Origin of the sequence: Pseudotabrizicola sp. L79, from assembly GCF_036553525.1 — a bacterium.
Classification (GTDB): Bacteria; Pseudomonadota; Alphaproteobacteria; order Rhodobacterales; family Rhodobacteraceae; genus Pseudotabrizicola.
In genome coordinates this window covers 179,563-200,324 of sequence record NZ_JAZHDA010000041.1, presented here as the reverse complement: position 1 = coordinate 200,324, position 20,762 = coordinate 179,563, and the positions used below count along the sequence as shown (strand labels likewise).

Below are 20,762 nucleotides of genomic sequence, written 5' to 3'. Positions count from 1 at the left end.
GGCGGCCACCCTAGGCCGGGCTCAGGCCCTGCGCAATCTCGCTTAGCCGTTGGGCCAGCCTGTCGGGCATGGAAAAGAACGGAGAATGCGACGAGGGCAGGGTGGTGTGATGGTCGGGCGGGAAATCTGCGGCCATCACCTGCTGATACTCGGGGGGAATGGTCCGGTCTTGGGTGCAGCGAATGTAGTGGCGCGGCAGGCTTTGGCTTTGTGCGGTCAGCGTCAGCGCGGTTTCCTGCGGCACGATCGGCTGCGGCGACAGGCACAGCGCGGCCAGGGCCTGCGCCTCGGCATCGCAATCGTGGTAGAACAGATCGTTCACCGCATCCGGGTCAAAGCCAAAGGCCGTGCGGGTTTCATCCACCCGGATCGCCCCGGCCAGCGGTTGGCGTGGCCCGGCCCGGCGCATATCGGCCAGCGACAGCCCCGAGCGGGGCGCATAGGCGCACAGATAGACCAGTGCCGCGATCTGGCTGGCATCACGCTGGGCCGCTGCGGTGATCGGATAGCCTGCCATCGAATGGCCCACCAGAATGGTGGGCACGCGCAACGCCCCGGTGATGGCGGCGGCATAGCTGTCTAGCGTGACCTGATCCAGCGGGGTGCGGTCGCGCCCGTGGCCCGGCAGGTCGATGGCGCGGGCGTTGTGGCCAAGGCGCTCTAGCGCCGGGATCACCCGGTGCCAGCACCATGCCCCGTGGCCCGATCCGTGGATCAGCAAAAACTCAGCCATGGCCGATGCTTTCCAGAAAATCGCGCAGCACCGTTGCATATTCGACGGGCTTTTCCGCCGTCGGCACATGGCCCGCCCCCCGGATCAGATGATAGCGGCTGCCCCGGATCAGATCGGCGGTTTCGCGCACCAGATCGGGCGGGGTGGCCGCATCATTGGCCCCGGCAATCACCAGCGTGGGCAGGGTCAGCGCGGCGGTGGGGGTGTAGAAATCGGTGCCCGCAATGGCTGCGGCCCCGCCCATCCAGCCCTCGGCCGCAGTGGCCCGGAACATCTCGCGAAAGGTGGGCATTTCGGGCAGATCGCGCCATTTGCGGCCAAACCAGCGCTCCATCGTGGCGTCTTCGATGGCGGCAAGGCCACCCTGGCGCACCGTCTCGATCCGGTCGCGCCATTGGCTGGCAGTGCCGATGCGGGCCGCGGTGTTCGACAAGACCATGCCGCGCACCAGATCCAGCCGCTTGGTCGCCAGCCCCTGCGCGAGCAGCCCGCCGATTGACAGGCCGACAATCACCGCCTCTTTCATCGCATGCGCTGCCATCATGCGTTCGACATCATGGATCAGCGCCCCCATGCTGTAGGGGCCATCCGGCACATCTGACAGGCCATGACCGCGCATATCCAGCCGCATCAGGCGGTTCTTGGGCAGATGCGGCACCACCTCGTCCCAGATGTGCAGCGATGTGCCCAAGCCGTGCAGAAACACCACAGGCGGGCCGTCCACAGGGCCAGAGATTTCGGCATTCAGGCGCAGGTCGGGCAGAAAGGTCAGGGGCATGGGGCCTCAGGCGTAATGGGCAAGGGTTTCGCGGAACAGCGCGGGGTCAACATTGCCACCGCTGGCGATGGCGATCACGCAAGGTGATGTGTCGCGGAACAGGGCAGCAGCCAGCGCCACCGCCCCGCCCGGTTCCAGCACGATGCGCAGATGGGTATAGGCCAGCGCCATGGCCCGCTGCGCCTCGGTGTCCTTGACGGTCAGCCCCGGCCCGGCAAGGCGCTGCAAGATGGGAAAGGTCATCTCGCCCGGTGCAGGCGTCAGGATCGCATCACAGATCGACCCGGTGGCGGCCGTGTTCGCCTGCCGCTGACCACTGGCCAGCGAGCGGGCCATGTCATCAAACCCAACCGGTTCACAGGGGTGCACGCGCAGGCCGGGGGCGCGGTCGGCAAGGGCGGTGGCAATGCCCGCCGACAACCCGCCGCCCCCGCAGCAGACCAGCACCTGTGCCTGCGTGATCCCGGCCTCGGCGGCCTGATCGACAAGTTCCAGCCCCACGCTGCCCTGGCCTGCGATGACCTGAGCATCATCAAAGGGCTTGATCAGATGCAGGCCACGTTCGGCGCAAAGCCTGTCGCCAAGGGCATCGCGGTTGGCGGTGGCACGGTCATACAGCACCACTTCGGCCCCATAGGCGCGGACATTGGCAATCTTGATGGCGGGCGCATCGGCGGGCATGATGATCACGCAGGCCAGCCCATGCCGCGCGGCGGCCAGTGCCACGCCCTGGCCGTGATTGCCCGAACTATAGGCCAGCACCCCGGATACACCGGGGGGCAGCGCCGAGACCGCCGACCACGCGCCGCGAAACTTGAACGATCCGGTCAGTTGCAGGCATTCGGCCTTGACGAAAATCCGCTTGCCAAAGGCCGCATCCAGCAGGGGCGCGTTCAGCAGGGGCGTGACGCGGGCATGGCCCCGCAACCGGGCGGCGGCATCCTTGATCATCTGGGGTGTCATGCGCAGGCCTCCAGAAAGGCGCGAATGGCCGCGACAGATTCGGGTTCGTCCAGAAAGGGAATATGGGCGCGGTCGGGCACTTCGGCAAAGATCATGTCGGGCCGCTGGCGTCGCATCTCGGCGGTTGTCTCGGGCGACAGCAGATCGGAATTCGCCCCCCGGATCAGCGCCAGGGGCAGGCCCGCCGTGGCCTGAAACAGCGGCCAAAGGTCCACGGGCGGGCCCTCGAACGCGGCCAGAAACGCGGTGCGCAAGGCCGGGTCATAGGTGATCTTCAACCCGCTGTCGGTTTCGCTATAGTGCCGCTTGGCCTCGGCCAGCCAGCGGTCGGGGGGCACATCGGCAAAGCCGGGCGAGACCTGGGGCAGGGCGGCAGCGGCCTGTGCATGGGTTTTCCACACCGGATTGCGGCCGACATAATCAAAGATACGATCCAGCCCCGGCTTGTTGATCTCGGGGCCGACATCGTTCAGCAACAGCCCCTTCAGCCGGGTATGGGCCACGGCGGCCAGATACATGCCGATCAGCCCCCCGCGTGAGGTGCCGATGATCGCCGCCTGTTCCACCCCCAGATGGTTCATGAGATCAAGCGCATCCTTGGCCTCTTGCGGCACGGTATAGCTGGCCGCGCCCGTCCATTGGCTGGCCCCCCGCCCGCGATAATCCATGCGGATCAGGCGGCAGGGGGGCAGATGCGGCACCATATCGTCAAAATCGGCCATGGTGCGGGTCAACCCCGGCAGGCACAGAACGGGCAGGCCCGCGCCCTGATCGCGAAAGGCCAGACGGGTGCCATCTTCGGCGGTGAAGAAATCAGTCATCAAGGGGCCTTTTCACAGAAAGTCGGGCAAAGGGGTCAGGTCTGGCAAGATATGGTCAGGCCGGTGCGGCAGGCGGTCAACCGGGGCCTTGGCACGGTTCATTCAAGCTGTCTGAAACCCAAATCCCGCCGCCCCTGCAATATCCCAGCCGTTGGACGATACGAACATAACTTGCGCAGGTGGCACGCCCAGATGCGCCTCGACCAGGGCATAAACGCTGTCCGCGGGTTTGTAGATGCCCACCTCTTGCACCGAAATCGCGCAGTCGATCAGTGGCACGATCCCAGCCGCGCGCATGGCCGAGGCCAGCATGGCAGGCGTGCCGTTCGACAAAATGGCGCGCGGCGCGCCCCCGTCTTTCAGCGCCTGCAAGACGCCGGGCACCTCGGGATAGGCGGCCAGTTCATCATATAGCGCCAGCAGGCGGGCGCGCAGCGCGGGGTCGTCGGCCAATCCTTGCGCCTCTAAGGCCCAATCCAGCGCATCGGCGGTGACTTGGGCGAAATCGGCATGCCGGTTCATGATCGCGCGCAGCCAGGTGTATTCCAGTTGCTTGCGCCGCCAGTCCTCGGCCAGGCGGGGCCAAAGCTGGGCCAAGGCCGCACCACCCGGTTCGGCGGCGGCAAGCCGCGCGGCGGCGGCCACATCAAACAAGGTGCCATAGGCGTCAAAGACAAAGGCAGTCGGTCGCATCATATCGTCCCCCTGCCGGCGACCGTGGCACAGCCCGGCGCGAACGAAAAGGGGGCGCGGCAATCGCGGCGCTTGCCCCATCGCGCCGAACTGCCTAAACCCATGCGGCGCAGAACAGGACGGGGCCGCAAGGCCCGACAGACGGGGAAAGACTGCATGGCACCGACCGACGCAAAGACCGAAGATCGCGCCCGCTCGAAAAAAGTGGGGGCGTTGGGGGGGCTTGTGCCGTTCCTGAAACCCTATCGCACCTTGCTGGGGCTGGCGATTGCGGCCCTGGTTCTGACGGCGACGGTCAGCCTGATCCTGCCCATGGCCGTGCGCCGGGTGGTCGATAATTTCAACGCCGAGGCCGAGATTCTCGACCTTTATTTCACCGCTGCCATCGTGATCGCGGCCCTGTTCGCCTTTGGGTCGGGCCTGCGCTACTACCTTGTCACCCGTCTGGGCGAGCGTGTGGTGGCCGATATTCGCCGCGCGATGTTTGATCGGGTGATGGGCCTGTCGCCCGCCTTTTTCGAAAAGCTGCTGACGGGCGAGGTTCTGTCGCGCATCACCACCGACACCACGCTGATCCTGTCGCTGATCGGCTCGTCCGTTTCCATCGCCCTGCGCAACGCCCTGATCTTGCTGGGCGGCATCGTGCTGATGTTCCTCACCTCGGCCAAGCTGACGGGGCTGGTGCTGCTGATCGTTCCGGCGGTTGTGGTGCCGATTGTCATTCTGGGCCGCCGCCTGCGCCAGTTGTCGCGCGAAAATCAGGATTGGATCGCCAGTTCCTCTGGTTCGGCCTCTGAGGCGCTGTCATCGGTGCAAACCGTGCAGGCCTTTACCCACGAAGGCCCCACCCGCGCGGCCTTTGCCGATGTCACTGAAAAATCGTTCCTTTCGGCCAAGACCCGCATTCGCACCCGCGCCATCATGACGATCATCGTGATCTTTCTGGTGTTTACCGGCATTGTCGGTGTGCTGTGGATGGGCGCGCGCGATGTGCGCGGCGGGGTGATGAGTCCGGGCGAGCTGATCCAGTTCGTGATCTATGCCGTCATGGTGGCAGGGTCGGTCGGCGCCCTGTCGGAAATCTGGGGCGAATTGCAGCGCGCAGCGGGCGCGACCGAGCGTCTGGTCGAATTGCTGAATGCCGAAGACCCGGTGAATGACCCAGCCCAGCCAAAGGCCCTGCCACGCCCGGTGCGCGGCGACATCGCCTTTGAAGGGGTGACGTTCCGCTATCCCGCCCGCCCCGACACCTCGGCGCTGCAAGAGGTGTCGCTGCATGTTGCCCCCGGCGAAACCATTGCCCTGGTCGGCCCATCGGGCGCGGGCAAGACCACGATCTTGCAACTGCTGATGCGGTTTTATGATCCGCAACAGGGGGCGGTGCGTCTGGATGGCCATGATCTGCGCGATCTGGCCCGCAGCGATTTTCGCCGGGCCATTTCGATGGTGCCGCAAGATCCGGTGATCTTTGCCACCTCTGCGCGTGAAAACATCCGCTTTGGCCGCCCCGAGGCCAGCGATGCCGAAGTAGAGGCCGCGGCCCGTGCGGCGGCGGCCCATGATTTCGTGATGGCATTGCCGCAGGGCTATGACAGCTATCTGGGGGAACGCGGCGTGATGCTGTCGGGGGGGCAAAAGCAACGCATCGCCATTGCCCGTGCCATTCTGCGCGACGCCCCCGTGTTGCTTCTGGACGAGGCGACGTCGGCGCTGGATGCCGAATCCGAACGGCTGGTGCAGCAGGCGGTCGAAGAACTGGCCCGCGGTCGCACCACATTGGTGGTGGCGCACCGCCTTGCCACGGTGAAACGCGCCGACCGGATTGTGGTGTTCGAGGCCGGCCAGATCGTCGCCATTGGCAAGCATGACGATCTGGTGGCCCAAGGCGGGCTGTATGCGCGCCTTGCGCGGCTGCAATTCACCGACGGCGCCGCATAAGCCCGGCACGGCGACAGATCGGGTGTTGCCGCTTTGACGTTGCGTTCCGCGCGGCGTTCGGCGGGCGCAGATGCCTTGGCAAATGCCTGTTTTATGCCCATCTTCATGCGACGGGAGAAAAGGCCCCCCATCAACGGGGCCATCAGGGGAGGTTACCATGAAAGATTTCGCGAGCGCCGCGGATGTCAAAGCCATTGAGGCCGAGATGTCCTGGGCCGATCGGCCAGTGGCACGGACGATGTATGAATTCATCAGTCAGACCACGGCCAAACATGGGGCCCGTCCGGCAATCAGCTATCAGCTTCTGTCTGATCCCACCTCGAAATCGCTTACCCTGTCGTGGAAAGACCTGCACGCCAAGGTCACACAGGCGGCCAATCTGTTCCGCAGCCTTGGCGTGAACGAAGGCGATGTGGTGGCCTATGTGCTGCCCAACAGCCTTGAAACCGCCGTCACGCTGCTGGGGGGGGCGGTGGCGGGTATCGTGAACCCGATCAACCCCCTGCTGGAACCCGAACAGATCAGCGCCATTCTGCGCGAAACCAAGGCCAAGGTTGTTGTCACGCTCAAGGCCTTTCCGAAAACCGATGTGCCGCAAAAGGTGGCCGAGGCCGTGCGCCACGCCCCCAATGTGAAAACCGTTCTGGAGGTCGATCTGGTCGGCTATCTGTCGGGCGCCAAACGGTTCATCGTGCCGCTGATTCGGCCCAAGAACCCGCTGCACCATGCCGCGAATGTCAAATCGTTCAATGCCGAACTGACCAAACAGCCCGCCGACCGTCTGACCTTTGAAGACAAGCACGCCGACCGCGTTGCTGCCTATTTCCACACAGGCGGCACCACCGGCATGCCCAAGGTCGCCCAGCACAAGGTGTCGGGCATGGTCTATAATGGCTGGCTGGGGCGTGAACTGCTGTTCACCGAACAAGACAGCATCATGTGCCCGCTGCCGCTGTTCCATGTCTTTGCGGCCTATCCGATCATGATGTCGGTCATCGCCTCGGGCTGTCATGTGGTGTTTCCCACCCCGGCGGGCTATCGCGGCGAAGGCGTGTTCGACAATCTGTGGAAGCTGATCGAGCGTTACAAGAACACCTATCTGGTCACCGTGCCCACGGCCTTGTCCGCGCTGATGCAGCGCCCGATCAATGCCGACATCTCGTCGCTGCGAAATGCCTTTTCCGGTTCGGCCCCGCTGCCGATCGAGCTGTATAACCGGTTCAAGAAAGAAACCGGCATCGAGATCGTCGAAGGCTATGGCCTGACCGAATGCACCTGCCTTGTGTCGATCAACCCGCCGGGCGGCACCAAGAAAATCGGCTCGGTCGGCCTGCCGTTTCCCTATTCCCATGTGCGCATCCTGCACAAAACTGCCGACGGCTTCCGCGATTGCGGCGTCGATCAGATCGGCGAAATCTGCGTCTCCAACCCCGGCGTTTTCGATGGCTCAACCTATACCGAGGTTGACAAGAACCGCGATCTTTTTGCCGAAGGCCGCTTTCTGCGCACCGGCGATCTGGGCCGGATTGATGCCGATGGCTATCTGTTCATCACCGGTCGCGCCAAGGATCTGATCATCCGTGGCGGCCATAACATCGACCCGGCGATCATCGAAGAGGCGATGATGGGCCACGAAGCCGTGGCCTTTGTCGGGGCCATCGGCCAACCCGATGCCCATTCCGGCGAATTGCCTTGCGCCTATGTCGAACTGGTCAAGGGGGCCACGGTCACGGTCGAAGATCTGATGACTTATGCCAACCAGCATATCCACGAACGCGCGGCCCTGCCGAAATATCTGGAAATCCTGCCCGAACTGCCGAAAACCGCTGTGGGCAAGGTCTTCAAGCCCGATCTGCGGCGGCTGGCCATCACGCGCATCTTCGATGCCACCCTTGCCAAGGCCAATCTGCCCGTCACCGTCACGTCGGTTGCCGAAGACAAAAAGCGCGGTCTGGTGGCGAAACTTTCCAAATCGGGCGAGGTGGATGAGGCACGGGTGCGCGAAACCCTCGGCAGCTTCAGCACCCCATGGGACTGGGCGGCCTGATCCGCTTTCGCATCTAAAACCATGCCGGGGCAGGGACTTTCCCCCGCCCCGGCAGTTCTGTCTAACGCTGGCTTTGCAGGCGGTGGAACAGATGGGTAAAGGTCGCGGCCCCAAGCACCGGGATCAGCAGGTTGACCAGCGGCACCGACAAAGGCGCCGCCATCAAGGTTCCCGCCAGCCAGATCTGGCCGCGATAGCGCCGCCGCAACACCTTGGCCCCCGCCCGCCCGATGCATCGCGTGGCCACCATGGTGAAATACTCGCGCCCCAGCAAAAACCCGTTCACCGCCCAGAACACCACCGGAATGAACGGCCCGGCAAAGCCATACAGCAGCAGGGCGCCGATGTTCACCGCCACCAGCACGGCAAAGAAATTCACGCTCTCGATCAGGTTGTCCATGAACGGCACATGCGCCGCTGGCGGCAGGGCGGGGTAATGGCGATCCTCGACAGCCTGCGCCACCTCGTCCAGAAACAGCCCGGTAAAGGCCGAGGCAACGGGCATCATCAAGAACACCGACAGCCCGATCATGAACAAGGCCGAGGCCCAAGACAGCAAGGTCTGCAAACCCTCGACCGGGCCCACAAAGGGGATCTGCACCGCCTCGGGCGTGGCCCATTGGATGAACATCAGGAACAGCGCATAAACGCCCACCAGCAGCGCCAGCGACAGCGCCACACCAATGCCCATCACGCGGCGAAAGCGCCGGTCGGTCAATTGGCCAACCGCTTTCAGAAAATCGGCGAAGATCATCGCCTTACTCCTCCAGGCCCTGCCATGTCACCTTGGCCGCAAGGTCCGGCCGGGGCCGGTCGGGCGGGGTGACGGGGGCGGTGGCGATATGGATGATCCCGGCCACGGTTTCGCCCGCCGTGCAGCCAAAGGCCTGCTGGCAAAACGTGGCATCATGCGCGGGCCAACCGGTCAGCCAACAGGCCCCCCAGCCCGCGGCCGTTGCCGCGCTGACAATGTTCATGCACAGCGCACCTGCCGACAAAACCTGCTCTACCTGGGGGATCTTCTCATGCGCGACGGGGCTGGAAATCACCACCACTGCCAAATGGCCAAGGTCATATTGCCCGCGCCCCTTGGCGATCTTTTCGGCATCCCCGCCCAGATCACGCGCCCGCGCTTCGGCCAGATCCGCCAAGCCGGTCAGGGCCGGGCGGCCCAGAACCAGCAGCCGCCAGGGTTCCAGCTTGCCATGATCGGGCACGCGGGTCGCCGCGGCCAGAATCTCGGTCACTTCGGCACGGCTGGGCACGGGGGCGGTAAAGGTTTTGGCGGGCAGCGATCTGCGGCTTGCCAGGAAATCAAGGGCGGCCTGATTGCGCGGGGGCATGGGGTTCTCCTGTGGTCTGGCGCAAAACTAAGCCCTTGGGGCCGCGATTGCCAGATGGCGCAGACAATTGCCGCGCCGCCAAGGCTGGGCCACACTGCGCAAAAAGGACAAACCATGACCAAAGGCGCCTTTGCCCATCTGGCCCAACCGGGCGCTGAATTTGCGGTGCGCGCCACGCCCCGCGCGCGGCAGCCTGGCCTGTCGCTGCAAGGCGGTGTGTTTCGCATCGCCGTCACCGCTCCGGCCGAAGATGGCCGCGCCAATGCCGCCGTGGCCGAGACGCTGGCCCATGCCCTTGGCGTGGCGAAAACCCGCCTGACGCTGTTGCGCGGCGCAACGGCACGCGACAAGACCTTTCGGCTGGATTGATCCGACCGGCCCTAGCCCTTGGCGGGGCGATCCAGCCGATAGCTGCCTTCGGGCAGGTCCAGCGCCGCCGCCAGATCGGTCAGTTGCGCCATCGACAGCGACACGCGCACCACCTCGCCCGTCAGTGGGTCTTCTTGCTCCAGCACCACGCAATCATCAAAGGCAAGGATGGTGACATCCGCCATCAGGCCGTCATGGCCTTCGTCGATCAGCGTGATCACGGTCGAGTCGAATTCGTGTTCTATGGTAAACATATCGCCATCGTGGGCCGGTTTTCGGGGCGCTGCAATTGCAAAATGGCGCGGTCACGACCGCATGTTGGATTGCAACCGCATGGCCGCCGCCCGGCGATGGCCCTCCAACGCCTCCGAGGCGCTTTGGCGGCAGGCCGGGGGGGCCACGGCCTGCACGGCCTGATCGGTTAGCCATTGATGCGTGCAGATCTTGACATAAGACCCCACCCACAGCCCGCCGGTATAGCGCGCCGCACCCATCGTGGGCAGGGTGTGGTTGGTGCCGCAGCATTTGTCGGAATAAACCACACTGGCCCGTTCGCCGATGAACAGCGACCCATAGTTTGACAGCTTGGCCGCCGTGGCATGCGGGTCGCGGGTATGCACCTGCAAATGCTCGGCCGCGATATGTTCGGAATAGGCGATCATCGCGGCCTCGGTGGCACACAGGGCGATCTCGCCATAATCGCGCCAGGCCGCGCCTGCGACAGCGGCGGTGGACAGGGTGGCCAGTTGCGCCTCGACCTCGGCCAGCGTCGCCTCGGCCAGGCTGCGGCTGGTGGTGATCAGCCCCACACGGGTGCGCACATCATGTTCGGCCTGCGCCAGCAGATCGGTCGCCACCATTTCGGGCCGCGCGGTTTCATCGGCCACGATGTAAATCTCAGAGGGGCCTGCCAGCGCATCGATGCCCACCGGGCCAAAGACCTGTCGCTTGGCCTCGTTCACAAAGGCATTGCCCGGCCCCATGATCTTGTCCACCGCCGGAATGGTTTCGGTGCCATAGGCCATGGCCGCAATCGCCTGCGCGCCACCGATGCGAAAGATCCGGTCGGCCCCGGCCAGATGGCAGCCCGCAATCATCGCGGGGTGGGCATTGGGCGGCAGGCAGGCAATCACGGTTTCGCAGCCCGCCACCCGCGCCGGAACCAGCGTCATGATCGGGGCCGACAACAGCGGATAGCGCCCGCCCGGCACATAGCAGCCCACCGTGCGGATCGGGATCACCCGATGGCCCAGATGCAGGCCGGGCAGCAACTCTACCTCCAGCGGCAGCATGGTCGCCAGTTGCGCCTGCGCAAAGGCCCGCACATTGGCAATGGCAAATTCAGTATCCTTGCGGGTCTGCGGGTCAAGCGCGGCCAAGGCCGCCGCACGCTCTGCGGCGCTGACCTCGAACTGCTCGATCTCGGCCCCGTCGAACTGGCGCGAAAAGTCGCGCAGCGCCGCATCGCCCCGCGCCTGCACGGCGGCCAGAATGGTTCTTACCGTCTCGGCAATCGCCCCGGTATCGCCAGCGGCATTGCGCACCGGGGCCTTGGGAAAGCTGATCTGATCGGCAAAGGGGGCAAGCTTGGGCGTCATATCGCGGGCCTTTTGTGCAAGGGGGGCAGATGGCAGGCTGGCAGAGTGGGTGCCTTGCCTCTACCGCATTTGCGACATTCAGTTTCGCGTGATCGCGCCGTTTCGGCGGACTTGGCCTTTCCCTTGCCCCCCAGCCTGCTATCCTTGGACAAAAGAAAAAGAGTCGAGGCGTTGTTGATGCGGGGTCTTCTGGGGTTTGTCCTTTTGGCCGGTGGCCTGTCTGCCTGTGTGCCGGTCACGGCCACCGGGCCGGTCGCCACGCCCGCGCCCGATGTGTCGGCCAATGCCGCCGACCCCGGCCCGCTGGCGCCCGAACAGGCGGCGCGCAACTTTGTCTCGGTGCTGGAACGGTTGGAGCCGGTGGCCGAACAGGTCTGCATCGAAACCCGGCCACGCGCCAATTGCGACTTTCTGATCGTGGTCGATGACCGCCCCAATCAGCCCCCCAACGCCTTTCAGACGCTGGACCGCGATGGCCGCCCGGTGGTGGGCTTTACCCTTGCCCTGATCGCCGATGCCCGCAACCCCGATGAGGTGGCCTTTGTCGTCGGCCATGAGGCCGCCCATCACATCGCCAACCACATTCCGCAAACCCAGCAAACGGCCGTCACCGGCGCCATGGTGGCCGGCGTTCTGGCCAGCATGACCGGCGCCAGCCCCGATCAGATCCGGGCCGCGCAACAGGCCGGGGCCACCTTTGGCGCGCGCAGCTATGCGAAAGAGTTCGAGCTGGAGGCCGATGCCCTTGGTGCCGAAATCACCCTGCGCGCGGGCTATGATCCGATCCGGGGCTCTGCGTTCTTTGATCGCCTGCCCGATCCGGGCGACCAGTTCCTGGGCACCCACCCGCCCAATGCGCAGCGCAAGGAAACCATCCGCCGGGTTGTTGCCAAGTTCCAATAAGCCGCCATACTGGCCCCCCCAGCCCTGCAGGTTCCCCATGTCCATCGCACAAACCCGAATTGCCTTTATCCTGCGCCACCTGTCGCGCAAGCTATGGGTGCGGGCGGCGGCTTTTGCGGTTCTGGGCATCGCCATCGTGCCACTGGCCCGGCTGTTGGGCCCGATCCTGCCCGCAGAGATGGAAGAGATGACAGGCGCCGGCGCGGTGAACGGCATCCTGAACATCGTCGCCTCGTCCATGCTGGCGGTCACCACCTTTTCGCTGTCGATCATGGTTTCGGCCTATTCGGGGGCCACGGCTGCCGTCACCCCCCGTGCCGTTGCCCTGCTGTTGCAAGATCGCACCTCGCAAACCGTGCTGTCCACCTTCATCGGGGCGTTCCTGTTCTCGATCGTCGGCATCATCGGGGTCGAGGCCGGGGCCTTTGGCAATCAGGGGCTGGTCGTCCTGTTCTTCGCCACCATCGTGGTGATTGCCCTGGTCGTGGTGGCGCTGATCCGCTGGATTCAGCATCTGACCACCTTTGGCCGCATGGCCGATACCACCGACCGGGTTGAAAAGGCCGCCACCGCCGCCCTGGTGGCCCGCGCCAAACGGCCCGCCCTTGGCGGCATTCCCGCCGATGGCCCTACCGCACCCAAGGGCTGGCGGCCCGTTCTTGCGCCCAAGATCGGCTATCTGTGCCATGTCGATCTGCCGCGCCTGACCACCATCGTGCAATCTGTGTCTGGCGGCAGCTCGCAACCTCTGATGCAACTGGCCTGCCTGCCGGGCAGCTTTTTGCACCCGGCCGCGGCCTTGCTTTGGGCCTCGCCCCGGATCAAGGCCGATCTGGATGCCCAGGTGCAAGAGGCGTTTACAATCAATGACGCCCGCACCTTTGACCAAGACCCGCGCTTTGGCCTGTGCGTGCTGACCGAAATTGCCGAACGGGCGCTGTCGCCTGCGGTAAACGACCCCGGCACGGCGATCGATGTTCTGGGCCGCGCGGTGCGGGTCTTGTCGCATTGGGCCGATCGCAGCCCGAATGAACCCGCCTATCCGCTGATCATGGTGCCGCCGCTGAATGTGCGCGATCTGTTCGATGATGTGTTTCCCGCCATTGCCCATGATGGCGCGGCCAAGGTCTCGGTTCAGCTGCGGCTGCAAAAATCCTTGCTGGCCTTGGCCCAGCTTTCGCCTGCCGATTTCGGCCCCGAGGCCATTGCGCAATCCGAACGCGCCCTGCACGCGGCGCGCGGCGCAGATCTGCGGCCCGAAGACATCGCCCGGCTAGAAGAGGTATCGCGCGCCATCAGCCGCAGCGTGGGCGCACCGCGCCGTCACCCCCGGCAGCTTTGATCTGCGTCAAGGCGGGGTTGCGTCGTTGGGCGCAGGCTGCTGGCATCAGGGTCGGCTGTGCGCCGACCCTTGGCGCAACAAAAGGACGGCACAAGATGATAGGCTATTCCGAAGCCCCAATGGCCTGGGGCCTGACCCGTGGCATGGCGCGTGTGCTGGGGGTCAACCTTCCCACGGCGGTGGTTGATGGCTGGCTCAGCCGGGCCGAACTGGCAACCTTGGTGAACCGCTGTCAGGCCTGTTCGCAACAGGCCGCCTGCACCGCTTGGCTGGCAACTGCGGCCACCTCGCCCTGCTTGCCGGTGTTCTGCCCCAACAAGCGAGAGCTGGAGGTTCTGTCCTTGCAGCATTAGGCCCACAACGTCAGGCCCACATCATCAGTCGGGGGCGCTTTGCGTCAGACCTGATTGACGTGGCCCGCGGCTCGCGCCAGTTTGGGCGGGGGAAGGGGCCGCATGCTACAGCTTTTGAATGTGATCAGCGACCGTGGGTCGCGCTATGCCGTGTCGGGCGGGGCTGTTTCTGGCCGGGCGGGCGTGGATGATTTTGTCAAACATCTGAAAAAGGCCAAGAAATTCGCCAAGGCCACCCATAACACTTGGGCTGTCGTTCTAAGCGATGAAGGCCCGGTCAAGAATGATGATGGCGAGTCCGGCGCCGGGGCCGTGATCCTGAAAATGCTAGAGCGTGAGGGGCTGACCGATACGGTCGTGGTCGTCACGCGCTGGTATGGCGGGGTACATCTGGGCGGCGACCGCTTTGCCCATGTCGTCACCTGCACCCGCGCCTTTCTGGCGGAATGGGGCAAACACCATGCATGATCTGATCCGGGCCGAAGCGCGTCGGCTGGCCAATACCGTCTTGTGGTCGTGGCAGGGCTGGCGTGCGGCTTGGGCCAGTGAAAAGACACTGCGGCAATGGACGCTGGTCAACCTGATGTCGGCCTCTTTGGCCTTTTGGCTGGACCTGACCTCGGGCGAACGGGCGCTGATCCTTGCCTTGGGGCTGCTGGTTCTGGCGGCTGAACTGATGAACACCGCCGTGGAAGAGGTGGTTGATTACCTTTCGCCGCAGATCGACCCTCGGGCCAAAAAGGCCAAGGATTGCGGCTCGGCCGCCGTGGCGCTGACGGCGCTTGCGGGCGGGGTGGCTTGGGCCGTGATTTTGCTGTCGTGATCTGGGTTGAAATCACACGCGCCCCTGTGCAGCGGGCTTGCGGGCACTAGGTATCGGTCAAAGGAGAAGCCCCATGCAAGTCGCCATCCTCTATGTCTCAACCGCTGCCGTGTTCCTGATCGTGGATGCGATCATGCTGACCTTGGTGATGAAACCGTTGTTTTCGCGCCATATCGGGGCGCTGATGGCCGATCCGATCCGGCTTGGCCCGGCAGCACTGTTCTATGCGGCCTATGTGGCGGGGCTGTTGTATCTGGTGACGTGGCCCGCGCTGAAATCGGGGGGCGGGGTGCTGATCCCGGCGGCGGTGATCGGGGCCATGGCTTATGGCACTTATGAATTCACCAGCTATGCCATCATGCGCGACTGGCATTGGACAATGGTTGTCACAGACACCACCTGGGGCGCGGTGCTGACCGCCTTTTCCGCCTGGGCCGGGCTGGCAATCACCCGCGCGCTGACCAACTGAACCTTGGCGCGCCGCGGGGCATCTGTTAGGAATGTCTTAATGTGAAACGCTAAGCTCTTGAGTTGCTGGCGCTTTGAAAACGTCTCTGCCAGAGACACTGATTAACACAGGCATCGACAAAGGGCCCGGCATGATCCTCTATGGCATCTCAACCTGCGACACCTGCAAAAAGGCGCTGAAAGCCCTGAAAGAGGCAGGACATGACCCCCAGTTCCGCGACGTGCGGGCCACCCCGCTGTCAGCCGCAGAAATTACCGCCATCGTGCAGGAATTCGGGGACCGGGCGATCAACAAGGCCTCGCCCACCTATCGCAGCTTCAACCCCTTCCTGCGCGAATCCGAGCCCGAGGTTCAGATCGCCGAGCAGCCCACAGTGATGAAGCGCCCGGTCATCGAACATGAGGGCCGCTGGACGATCGCCTGGGACGCCGCCGCCCAACAGGTCTGGCTGGGCTGACAAAAGAGCACGGCCCGCACCCCAACAGGGCGCGGGCCGTCTTTATTCCTGGTCTGCTCAGAGCAGTCGCAGATCGCTGGCCGAAGCACGGCCATCACGGCCCGATTGCAGTTCATAAGCGATCTTCTGATTGTCGTTCAGCCCCTTCAGGCCCGCCCGCTCGACGGCCGAGATATGAACAAAGACATCTTTCCCACCATCATCAGGTGCAATGAAGCCAAAGCCCTTGGTGGCGTTGAACCATTTCACGGTGCCAGTGGCCATCCGTCTCTCCTCTCAAACCCTCCCACAGCGGAATTGCCATGGGCCGTGCAGCCAGATTTCAGGCCTTCGGTCAGAGAGGCGAGCAGAAAGTCTGTTGTCACTTGCAATCAGGATGCCGCAGCCAAGGCATAAATCAAGCAGAATCAGGCAAGGCTGGCGCAAGATTCGTGCTCGCTTGCCGAAATCAGGCGGAAACGGGCAGGTTTTTGCGCAGGCGCAAGGCCATTGCATCCACCGAAAGTCGCCCGGCCCCCAAGGTGACCAGCACCAAGAGGGGCACCATCCACAACGCGCGCTGATCCATGATCTGTGCATCTGGGATACGGTCAAACCACGCCCCGATGGTGGTGGCATCGGCGCCATGGCCCAGTATGTCGGTCAGGCTTTGCACCAGAATGAACCCGATCATGCCCAGGGCGGCCAAACGGGTCAGCGCCCCCAGGATCAGCAAGGCTGGCAACACAAACTCGGCATAGCTGCCCGCCAGCACCACCAACCCATGCCACAGCCCAAGCGCGCCGGGGTTATAGCCCGCAGCCTCTAGCGCGCGGGGGAAGATTTGTGCATAGGCGCCAACACTGGGGGTAAGGGGGCCGTCAAACTTGGTCAGGGCCGAAGCCCAGAAATACCCGGCCAGCACCCCGGCAAAAATCAGGCGTGCCAGCAGCGGCAACAGGTCGACAGCGGTGCGGGCAATGGCTGCTGTCAGGCGGTCATACGGGGCGAAAAGGGGTTTCATGGCAAGATCTCCACTATGGCCTGGCCAGTCAGCAACAGCGACAAGACCTGCGCGGCCTCATCCTCGGGGGCGGCAGACAGTGCTGCGCCAAGCGGGGTGCCGGCTTGAATGGCGGTGATGATGGGCTGCCCGCAGGGGGGCAAAAGATGCGGCATGGGGTCAAATCCGGGCCGCAGGATCAGCGCGGTTTCGGGCCGGGGCAGAGGCGTCGCGCCGCCCTGCCGATTGGCCTGCCAGATCGACACGATGGGAAAGGCCGACGCCACAAGCCGCAAGGACGGCGCAAGGCGCAAGCGGCGCTGCATCAGGGCCTCTATCCCGATCTGGCCAAGGGTTTCGCCACCCACGGGGGGGGCGTCGGCGGCGTGATAACTTTCCCGCAGGGCCTGTTCCAGCCGCGCCACATCGGCCAGATACGGCAGGTGCGCCACGGGGGGAAAGTCGTTCAGAAACCCTGCAAACCCCGCACCATACAGCATCAGCACCGGCGATTGAGGAGGATGGGCGCGCAGGAAAACCCCGGCCATTGCGGCAAAGAACTCGGGGCCTACCAACTGGCGGATGACGGGAAAGGCATCTTCAAGCGCCTTGGTCAGGCTGACCACCACGTTGTTGCGAGAAACCGCAAACCGGCGCGGTGCGGCGCGGCCCAAAGGATCGGTCACTCCGGCGGGCAGGGGGGCGTCGGGGGCCAGCAGGGCGGTGGCGAATTCGGCGGATGTCATGCCACTGGCTCCAGCAATCGGGCGGCCCGCTGTGCCTCGGCTGCCAGAACGGGCCAGTCGGGCACGTCATTATCCCATTCGATCAGCGTCGGCTTGGCCCCGCCCGAGCGCAGGGTTTGCGCATAAAGCGCCCAGACCGGATCTGCGACTTCACAGCCATGCGCATCAATCAGCAGCGGCATGCCATGGTCGGCCATATCTTCGGCATGGCCGCCCAGATGGATTTCGCCCACCCGATCCAGTGGAAAGCGGGCCAGATAGGCCGCCGCATCCTGTGCCTGATTGGTGCAAGACACATGCACATTGTTGACATCCAGCAGCAGGCCGCAGCCCGTGCGCTGGGAAATTTCGGACAGAAAGTCGATCTCGTCCATCTGCGTTTCAGCAAAGGCCAGATAGGTGGACGGGTTTTCCAGCAACATGCGTCGGCCCAACACCTCTTGCACGCGGTCGATATGGTCAACCACCCGCGCCAGCGTGGCGGTGGTGTAGGGTAGGGGCAGCAGGTCGTTCAGAAAGCTGCCTTCATGCGTAGACCACGCCAGATGTTCGGAAAAGCTTGCCGGCCTGAGCCAATCACACAGATGCTTCAGCCGGGCCAGATGGTCGCTGTCCAGGTCGGCCTCGCCGCCGATGGACAGGCCAACCCCATGCACCGAAATGGCAAAACGTTCTGCCAGATGGCGCAGTTGCGCCAAGGGCCGCCCACCGGCGCCCATGTAATTCTCGGCATGAATCTCTAACCAGCGCACCGGGCCCGGATCGGCCAACAGGGCGCTGAAATGCTGGGGCTTGTAGCCCACACCCGGGGTTTGGCGCAAAACATTGGGGGGGGTGTCAAACATCAAGGGCCCCTTTCATCGGTTTTTCAAAATCTTGCTTAGGGTCTGGGGGGCGCAACGCCCCCCAGTCGCGGTCAGGCCTTAGCCCGCCATGTCGCGGTCAAGCTTCTCAAGGCTGCCCATGCGGCCTTCGGGCAGTTCCATCGTGGTGCAGGTGCCAGCGGGAACCAGCTTCCATGCGTTGCCCTGATAATCGACTTTCGAGGTGCCCGCGCAGGTGGTGCCGGGGCCCGCGGCGCAATCATTCTGGCCGGCAAGGGCCACGCCAAAGCACTTTTCCATCTCGCCCGCAGCGGCGCCGGGGGTGGCGATGTGGGCGGCAAAGCTGGCAGCCAAAGCACCGGCCACGGCGAGGGTTTTCACTTGGTAAGACATCTGGTTCATCCCTTTTTTGGTTACATCGCATCGCGGCGATGGGGTCACCATGTCGGGGCGGATGGTCTGTGCACAGTCACGAGATTGAGAGGGAAAACCGCCGTGATCGCTGTAACGGATCGGTGAGATCAAACGAAAAAGGCGCCGCACGATGCGACGCCTTTCATATTTATCAATGGCTTAGGGTCAGCGCAGGTCGGGTGGCGTTGCCTCGGCCACCAGGTCGGCGATGATCGCGTCAAGGGCCATGGTGCGGGTTTGTGTTTCACCCAGACGGCGCACTGAAACAGTCCGCTCCTCGACTTCCTTCATGCCGACGGCCAGAATGACCGGCACCTTGCCCACCGAATGCTCGCGCACCTTGTAATTGATCTTTTCGTTGCGCGTATCTGCCTCGGCCCGAATCCCGGCCTTGGTCAGCGCGGCCACGACATCATGCACAAAGGGATCGGCATCCGACACGATCGAGGCGACCACAACCTGACGCGGGGCCAGCCACAGCGGCAGTTTGCCTGCGTGGTTTTCGATCAGAATGCCGATGAACCGTTCGAACGATCCAAGGCAGGCGCGGTGCAGCATGAAGGGACGGTGCTTGGCCCCGTCTTCGCCGATATAGCTGGCATCCAGCCGCTCGGGCAGGTTCGGGTCCAGTTGCAGCGTGCCACATTGCCAGTCGCGGCCAATGGCGTCGGTCAGCACGAATTCCAGCTTGGGCGCATAGAACGCGCCTTCGCCGGGGAAAAGTTCATAGGCATATCCGGCGGCGGTGCAGGCATTGGCCAGTGCCGCCTCCATCTTGTCCCAGATCTCATCGCTGCCCACGCGCTTTTCGGGCCGGGTGGACAGTTTCACCCGCCATTTGTCAAAGCCAAGGTCGGCATAGATCTTGGCCAGAAACTCGATGAACTTTTTCGACTCGGCCTCGATCTGATCCAGCGTGCAGAAGATATGCGCGTCATCCTGTGTAAAGCCGCGCACCCGCATGATGCCATGCAGCGCGCCACTGGGTTCATAGCGGGCGCAAGAGCCGAATTCGGCCATGCGCAGCGGCAGGTCGCGATAGCTTTTCAGCCCGACGTTGAAGATCTGCACATGGCAGGGGCAATTCATCGGCTTGAGCGCATTGACCACTTTTTCCCGCGCGCCTTCTTCGTCCACTTCGACGATGAACATGTTTTCGCGGTAGTTTTCCCAATGGCCCGAGGCTTCCCACAGTTTGCGGTTCACAACCTGTGGCGTGTTCACCTCGACATAGCCATCGCGGCGCTGCTGGCGGCGCATGTAATCTTGCAGCGTGGTGTAGATATTCCAGCCATTCGGGTGCCAGAAGATCTGGCCCGGCGCTTCTTCCTGCATATGGAACAGGTCCATCTCGCGGCCCAGCTTGCGGTGGTCGCGTTTGGCGGCCTCTTCCAGCATGGTCATGTGGGCCTTCAGGTCATCGCGGTTCTTGAAGGCCACACCATAGATGCGTTGCAGCATGGGGCGCGTGCTGTCGCCCAGCCAATAGGCCCCGGCCACATGCGTCAGCTTGAAGGCATCGGCGGGCACCTGACCGGTGTGTTGCAAATGCGGGCCACGGCACAGGTCTTGCCAGTCGCCGTGCCAATACATCCGCAAATCCTGATCGGCGGGGATCTTGTTGACCAGTTCCACCTTATAGGGCTCGCCGCGCTGTTCGTAATAGGCCAGCGCACGGGCGCGGTCCCAGACCTCGGTCCGCACGGGATCGCGCGCGTTGATGATCTGTTTCATCTTGGCTTCGATCTGGCCAAGATCTTCGGGTGTAAAGGGTTCGGCGCGGTCAAAATCGTAAAACCAGCCGTAATCGCGCACCGGGCCGATGGTCACTTTCACATCAGGCCAGATCTCTTGCACGGCGCGGGCCATGATATGGGCCAGGTCATGCCGGATCAGCTCCAGCGCGGGGCCATCATCTTTCAGCGTGTTGATCGACAGCGTGGCATCGGCCTGGATCGGCCAGGCCAGATCCCAATGGGCGCCATTCACCTGAGCGGAAATCGCAGCCTTGGCCAGCGAGGGCGCAATCGAGGCAGCCACTTCGGCCGGGGTTACACCCGCCTCATAGACGCGCTTGTTGCCATCGGGAAAGGTGAGGGAGATTTGGGCCATAGCGGCGTCCTCGTCGGTTTGGCGTCTACGAAACGCCCGGTTGCGGGTTATATC

General features: G+C 63.8%; 24 protein-coding genes and 1 pseudogene. 10 read left to right on the top strand and 15 right to left on the bottom strand.

Going from position 1 to position 20,762, the window contains the following annotated elements; all coding sequences use genetic code 11:
- Nucleotides 1-10: 10 nt before the first annotated feature.
- From V3C85_RS03685 to V3C85_RS03665, 5 genes and pseudogenes are all read right to left on the bottom strand, one after another.
- Nucleotides 11-733: an alpha/beta fold hydrolase gene (locus V3C85_RS03685; protein ID WP_331793728.1), complete on the bottom strand. Its 723-nt coding sequence runs from the start codon at nucleotides 731-733 to the stop codon at nucleotides 11-13.
- Complete coding sequence (gene pcaD / locus V3C85_RS03680) at nucleotides 726-1,511, bottom strand: 3-oxoadipate enol-lactonase (protein WP_331793727.1); 786 nt, start codon at nucleotides 1,509-1,511, stop codon at nucleotides 726-728. Before pcaD ends, V3C85_RS03685 begins: the two co-directional genes overlap by 8 nt.
- A 6-nt stretch (nucleotides 1,512-1,517) precedes the next feature.
- Nucleotides 1,518-2,474 carry a threonine ammonia-lyase gene (locus tag V3C85_RS03675; protein ID WP_331793726.1) on the bottom strand — a complete coding sequence of 319 codons (957 nt, stop codon included), beginning with the start codon at nucleotides 2,472-2,474 and terminating at the stop codon, nucleotides 1,518-1,520.
- A complete protein-coding gene (locus V3C85_RS03670; protein WP_331793725.1) occupies nucleotides 2,471-3,295 on the bottom strand; it encodes an alpha/beta fold hydrolase in 825 nt (274 codons plus the stop codon). Before V3C85_RS03670 ends, V3C85_RS03675 begins: the two co-directional genes overlap by 4 nt.
- A 12-nt stretch (nucleotides 3,296-3,307) precedes the next feature.
- Nucleotides 3,308-3,988, bottom strand: a pseudogene (locus V3C85_RS03665) (haloacid dehalogenase type II).
- Nucleotides 3,989-4,144: 156 nt separating this feature from the next.
- Between V3C85_RS03665 and V3C85_RS03660 the strand changes: the two are divergent.
- A complete protein-coding gene (locus tag V3C85_RS03660; protein ID WP_331793724.1) occupies nucleotides 4,145-5,926 on the top strand; it encodes an ABC transporter transmembrane domain-containing protein in 1,782 nt (593 codons plus the stop codon).
- Nucleotides 5,927-6,083: 157 nt separating this feature from the next.
- A complete protein-coding gene (locus V3C85_RS03655) occupies nucleotides 6,084-7,973 on the top strand; it encodes an acyl-CoA synthetase (RefSeq protein WP_331793723.1) in 1,890 nt (629 codons plus the stop codon).
- Nucleotides 7,974-8,034: 61 nt separating this feature from the next.
- On the opposite strand, the gene V3C85_RS03650 is transcribed toward V3C85_RS03655, so the two are convergent.
- Together V3C85_RS03650 and V3C85_RS03645 are read right to left on the bottom strand one after the other, a co-directional pair.
- Complete coding sequence (locus V3C85_RS03650) at nucleotides 8,035-8,727, bottom strand: EI24 domain-containing protein (protein ID WP_331793722.1); 693 nt, start codon at nucleotides 8,725-8,727, stop codon at nucleotides 8,035-8,037.
- 4 nt (nucleotides 8,728-8,731) lie between these two features.
- On the bottom strand, nucleotides 8,732-9,316 hold the full coding sequence (locus V3C85_RS03645; RefSeq protein WP_331793721.1) for a nitroreductase family protein: 585 nt from the start codon (nucleotides 9,314-9,316) through the stop codon (nucleotides 8,732-8,734).
- A gap of 114 nt (nucleotides 9,317-9,430) precedes the next feature.
- On the opposite strand from V3C85_RS03645, the gene V3C85_RS03640 reads away from it, so the two are divergent.
- On the top strand, nucleotides 9,431-9,685 hold the full coding sequence (locus V3C85_RS03640; RefSeq protein ID WP_331793720.1) for a DUF167 domain-containing protein: 255 nt from the start codon (nucleotides 9,431-9,433) through the stop codon (nucleotides 9,683-9,685).
- Between the two features lie 11 nt (nucleotides 9,686-9,696).
- On the opposite strand, the gene V3C85_RS03635 is transcribed toward V3C85_RS03640, so the two are convergent.
- Nucleotides 9,697-9,939, bottom strand: coding sequence for a hypothetical protein (locus tag V3C85_RS03635; protein ID WP_331793719.1), 243 nt, complete (start codon nucleotides 9,937-9,939; stop codon nucleotides 9,697-9,699).
- A gap of 51 nt (nucleotides 9,940-9,990) precedes the next feature.
- On the bottom strand, nucleotides 9,991-11,283 hold the full coding sequence (gene hisD / locus V3C85_RS03630; protein WP_331793718.1) for a histidinol dehydrogenase: 1,293 nt from the start codon (nucleotides 11,281-11,283) through the stop codon (nucleotides 9,991-9,993).
- A 177-nt stretch (nucleotides 11,284-11,460) separates the two neighbouring features.
- On the opposite strand from hisD, the gene V3C85_RS03625 reads away from it, so the two are divergent.
- The 7 genes from V3C85_RS03625 to V3C85_RS03595 all read left to right on the top strand — a co-directional run bounded on the left by V3C85_RS03625 (nucleotide 11,461) and on the right by V3C85_RS03595 (nucleotide 15,630).
- Entirely contained in the window at nucleotides 11,461-12,186 is a 726-nt protein-coding gene (locus V3C85_RS03625) for a M48 family metallopeptidase (protein ID WP_331793717.1), read from the top strand.
- A 37-nt stretch (nucleotides 12,187-12,223) separates the two neighbouring features.
- Nucleotides 12,224-13,528, top strand: coding sequence for a DUF2254 domain-containing protein (locus V3C85_RS03620; protein WP_331793716.1), 1,305 nt, complete (start codon nucleotides 12,224-12,226; stop codon nucleotides 13,526-13,528).
- Nucleotides 13,529-13,623: 95 nt separating this feature from the next.
- A complete protein-coding gene (locus V3C85_RS03615; RefSeq protein ID WP_331793715.1) occupies nucleotides 13,624-13,881 on the top strand; it encodes a DUF6455 family protein in 258 nt (85 codons plus the stop codon).
- A 102-nt stretch (nucleotides 13,882-13,983) separates the two neighbouring features.
- Nucleotides 13,984-14,349: a YigZ family protein gene (locus V3C85_RS03610; protein WP_331793714.1), complete on the top strand. Its 366-nt coding sequence runs from the start codon at nucleotides 13,984-13,986 to the stop codon at nucleotides 14,347-14,349.
- Entirely contained in the window at nucleotides 14,342-14,704 is a 363-nt protein-coding gene (locus tag V3C85_RS03605) for a diacylglycerol kinase (RefSeq protein ID WP_331793713.1), read from the top strand. The genes V3C85_RS03610 and V3C85_RS03605 overlap by 8 nt, the downstream gene beginning before the upstream one ends.
- 73 nt (nucleotides 14,705-14,777) lie before the next feature.
- Complete coding sequence (locus V3C85_RS03600; protein ID WP_331793712.1) at nucleotides 14,778-15,173, top strand: DUF2177 family protein; 396 nt, start codon at nucleotides 14,778-14,780, stop codon at nucleotides 15,171-15,173.
- A gap of 130 nt (nucleotides 15,174-15,303) precedes the next feature.
- Entirely contained in the window at nucleotides 15,304-15,630 is a 327-nt protein-coding gene (locus tag V3C85_RS03595) for an arsenate reductase family protein (protein WP_331793711.1), read from the top strand.
- Nucleotides 15,631-15,687: 57 nt separating this feature from the next.
- On the opposite strand, the gene V3C85_RS03590 is transcribed toward V3C85_RS03595, so the two are convergent.
- The 6 genes from V3C85_RS03590 to thrS all read right to left on the bottom strand — a co-directional run bounded on the left by V3C85_RS03590 (nucleotide 15,688) and on the right by thrS (nucleotide 20,708).
- On the bottom strand, nucleotides 15,688-15,894 hold the full coding sequence (locus V3C85_RS03590; protein ID WP_331793710.1) for a cold-shock protein: 207 nt from the start codon (nucleotides 15,892-15,894) through the stop codon (nucleotides 15,688-15,690).
- A 184-nt stretch (nucleotides 15,895-16,078) separates the two neighbouring features.
- Nucleotides 16,079-16,633: a DoxX family protein gene (locus tag V3C85_RS03585; RefSeq protein ID WP_331793709.1), complete on the bottom strand. Its 555-nt coding sequence runs from the start codon at nucleotides 16,631-16,633 to the stop codon at nucleotides 16,079-16,081.
- The gene (locus V3C85_RS03580; protein WP_331793708.1) at nucleotides 16,630-17,358 is read right to left on the bottom strand and encodes an HvfC/BufC N-terminal domain-containing protein; all 729 of its coding nucleotides are present in this window, start codon (nucleotides 17,356-17,358) and stop codon (nucleotides 16,630-16,632) included. The genes V3C85_RS03585 and V3C85_RS03580 overlap by 4 nt, the downstream gene beginning before the upstream one ends.
- Nucleotides 17,355-18,203: an MNIO family bufferin maturase gene (bufB, locus tag V3C85_RS03575; RefSeq protein ID WP_331793707.1), complete on the bottom strand. Its 849-nt coding sequence runs from the start codon at nucleotides 18,201-18,203 to the stop codon at nucleotides 17,355-17,357. The genes V3C85_RS03580 and bufB overlap by 4 nt, the downstream gene beginning before the upstream one ends.
- Before the next feature lie 78 nt (nucleotides 18,204-18,281).
- Complete coding sequence (locus V3C85_RS03570) at nucleotides 18,282-18,575, bottom strand: BufA1 family periplasmic bufferin-type metallophore (RefSeq protein ID WP_331793706.1); 294 nt, start codon at nucleotides 18,573-18,575, stop codon at nucleotides 18,282-18,284.
- Nucleotides 18,576-18,761: 186 nt separating this feature from the next.
- On the bottom strand, nucleotides 18,762-20,708 hold the full coding sequence (gene thrS, locus V3C85_RS03565) for a threonine--tRNA ligase (RefSeq protein ID WP_331793705.1): 1,947 nt from the start codon (nucleotides 20,706-20,708) through the stop codon (nucleotides 18,762-18,764).
- Between the last annotated feature and the right edge of the window lie 54 nt (nucleotides 20,709-20,762).

What these genes read in the sequence shown, in the direction of transcription:
- V3C85_RS03685 (WP_331793728.1), bottom strand. Translation starts at nt 733, where the DNA reads ATGGCTGAGTTTTTGCTGATCCACGGATCGGGCCACGGGGCATGGTGC.
- pcaD (WP_331793727.1), bottom strand. Translation starts at nt 1,511, where the DNA reads ATGCCCCTGACCTTTCTGCCCGACCTGCGCCTGAATGCCGAAATCTCT.
- V3C85_RS03675 (WP_331793726.1), bottom strand. Translation starts at nt 2,474, where the DNA reads ATGACACCCCAGATGATCAAGGATGCCGCCGCCCGGTTGCGGGGCCAT.
- V3C85_RS03670 (WP_331793725.1), bottom strand. Translation starts at nt 3,295, where the DNA reads ATGACTGATTTCTTCACCGCCGAAGATGGCACCCGTCTGGCCTTTCGC.
- V3C85_RS03660 (WP_331793724.1), top strand. Translation starts at nt 4,145, where the DNA reads ATGGCACCGACCGACGCAAAGACCGAAGATCGCGCCCGCTCGAAAAAA.
- V3C85_RS03655 (WP_331793723.1), top strand. Translation starts at nt 6,084, where the DNA reads ATGAAAGATTTCGCGAGCGCCGCGGATGTCAAAGCCATTGAGGCCGAG.
- V3C85_RS03650 (WP_331793722.1), bottom strand. Translation starts at nt 8,727, where the DNA reads ATGATCTTCGCCGATTTTCTGAAAGCGGTTGGCCAATTGACCGACCGG.
- V3C85_RS03645 (WP_331793721.1), bottom strand. Translation starts at nt 9,316, where the DNA reads ATGCCCCCGCGCAATCAGGCCGCCCTTGATTTCCTGGCAAGCCGCAGA.
- V3C85_RS03640 (WP_331793720.1), top strand. Translation starts at nt 9,431, where the DNA reads ATGACCAAAGGCGCCTTTGCCCATCTGGCCCAACCGGGCGCTGAATTT.
- V3C85_RS03635 (WP_331793719.1), bottom strand. Translation starts at nt 9,939, where the DNA reads ATGTTTACCATAGAACACGAATTCGACTCGACCGTGATCACGCTGATC.
- hisD (WP_331793718.1), bottom strand. Translation starts at nt 11,283, where the DNA reads ATGACGCCCAAGCTTGCCCCCTTTGCCGATCAGATCAGCTTTCCCAAG.
- V3C85_RS03625 (WP_331793717.1), top strand. Translation starts at nt 11,461, where the DNA reads ATGCGGGGTCTTCTGGGGTTTGTCCTTTTGGCCGGTGGCCTGTCTGCC.
- V3C85_RS03620 (WP_331793716.1), top strand. Translation starts at nt 12,224, where the DNA reads ATGTCCATCGCACAAACCCGAATTGCCTTTATCCTGCGCCACCTGTCG.
- V3C85_RS03615 (WP_331793715.1), top strand. Translation starts at nt 13,624, where the DNA reads ATGATAGGCTATTCCGAAGCCCCAATGGCCTGGGGCCTGACCCGTGGC.
- V3C85_RS03610 (WP_331793714.1), top strand. Translation starts at nt 13,984, where the DNA reads ATGCTACAGCTTTTGAATGTGATCAGCGACCGTGGGTCGCGCTATGCC.
- V3C85_RS03605 (WP_331793713.1), top strand. Translation starts at nt 14,342, where the DNA reads ATGCATGATCTGATCCGGGCCGAAGCGCGTCGGCTGGCCAATACCGTC.
- V3C85_RS03600 (WP_331793712.1), top strand. Translation starts at nt 14,778, where the DNA reads ATGCAAGTCGCCATCCTCTATGTCTCAACCGCTGCCGTGTTCCTGATC.
- V3C85_RS03595 (WP_331793711.1), top strand. Translation starts at nt 15,304, where the DNA reads ATGATCCTCTATGGCATCTCAACCTGCGACACCTGCAAAAAGGCGCTG.
- V3C85_RS03590 (WP_331793710.1), bottom strand. Translation starts at nt 15,894, where the DNA reads ATGGCCACTGGCACCGTGAAATGGTTCAACGCCACCAAGGGCTTTGGC.
- V3C85_RS03585 (WP_331793709.1), bottom strand. Translation starts at nt 16,633, where the DNA reads ATGAAACCCCTTTTCGCCCCGTATGACCGCCTGACAGCAGCCATTGCC.
- V3C85_RS03580 (WP_331793708.1), bottom strand. Translation starts at nt 17,358, where the DNA reads ATGACATCCGCCGAATTCGCCACCGCCCTGCTGGCCCCCGACGCCCCC.
- bufB (WP_331793707.1), bottom strand. Translation starts at nt 18,203, where the DNA reads ATGTTTGACACCCCCCCCAATGTTTTGCGCCAAACCCCGGGTGTGGGC.
- V3C85_RS03570 (WP_331793706.1), bottom strand. Translation starts at nt 18,575, where the DNA reads ATGTCTTACCAAGTGAAAACCCTCGCCGTGGCCGGTGCTTTGGCTGCC.
- thrS (WP_331793705.1), bottom strand. Translation starts at nt 20,708, where the DNA reads ATGGCCCAAATCTCCCTCACCTTTCCCGATGGCAACAAGCGCGTCTAT.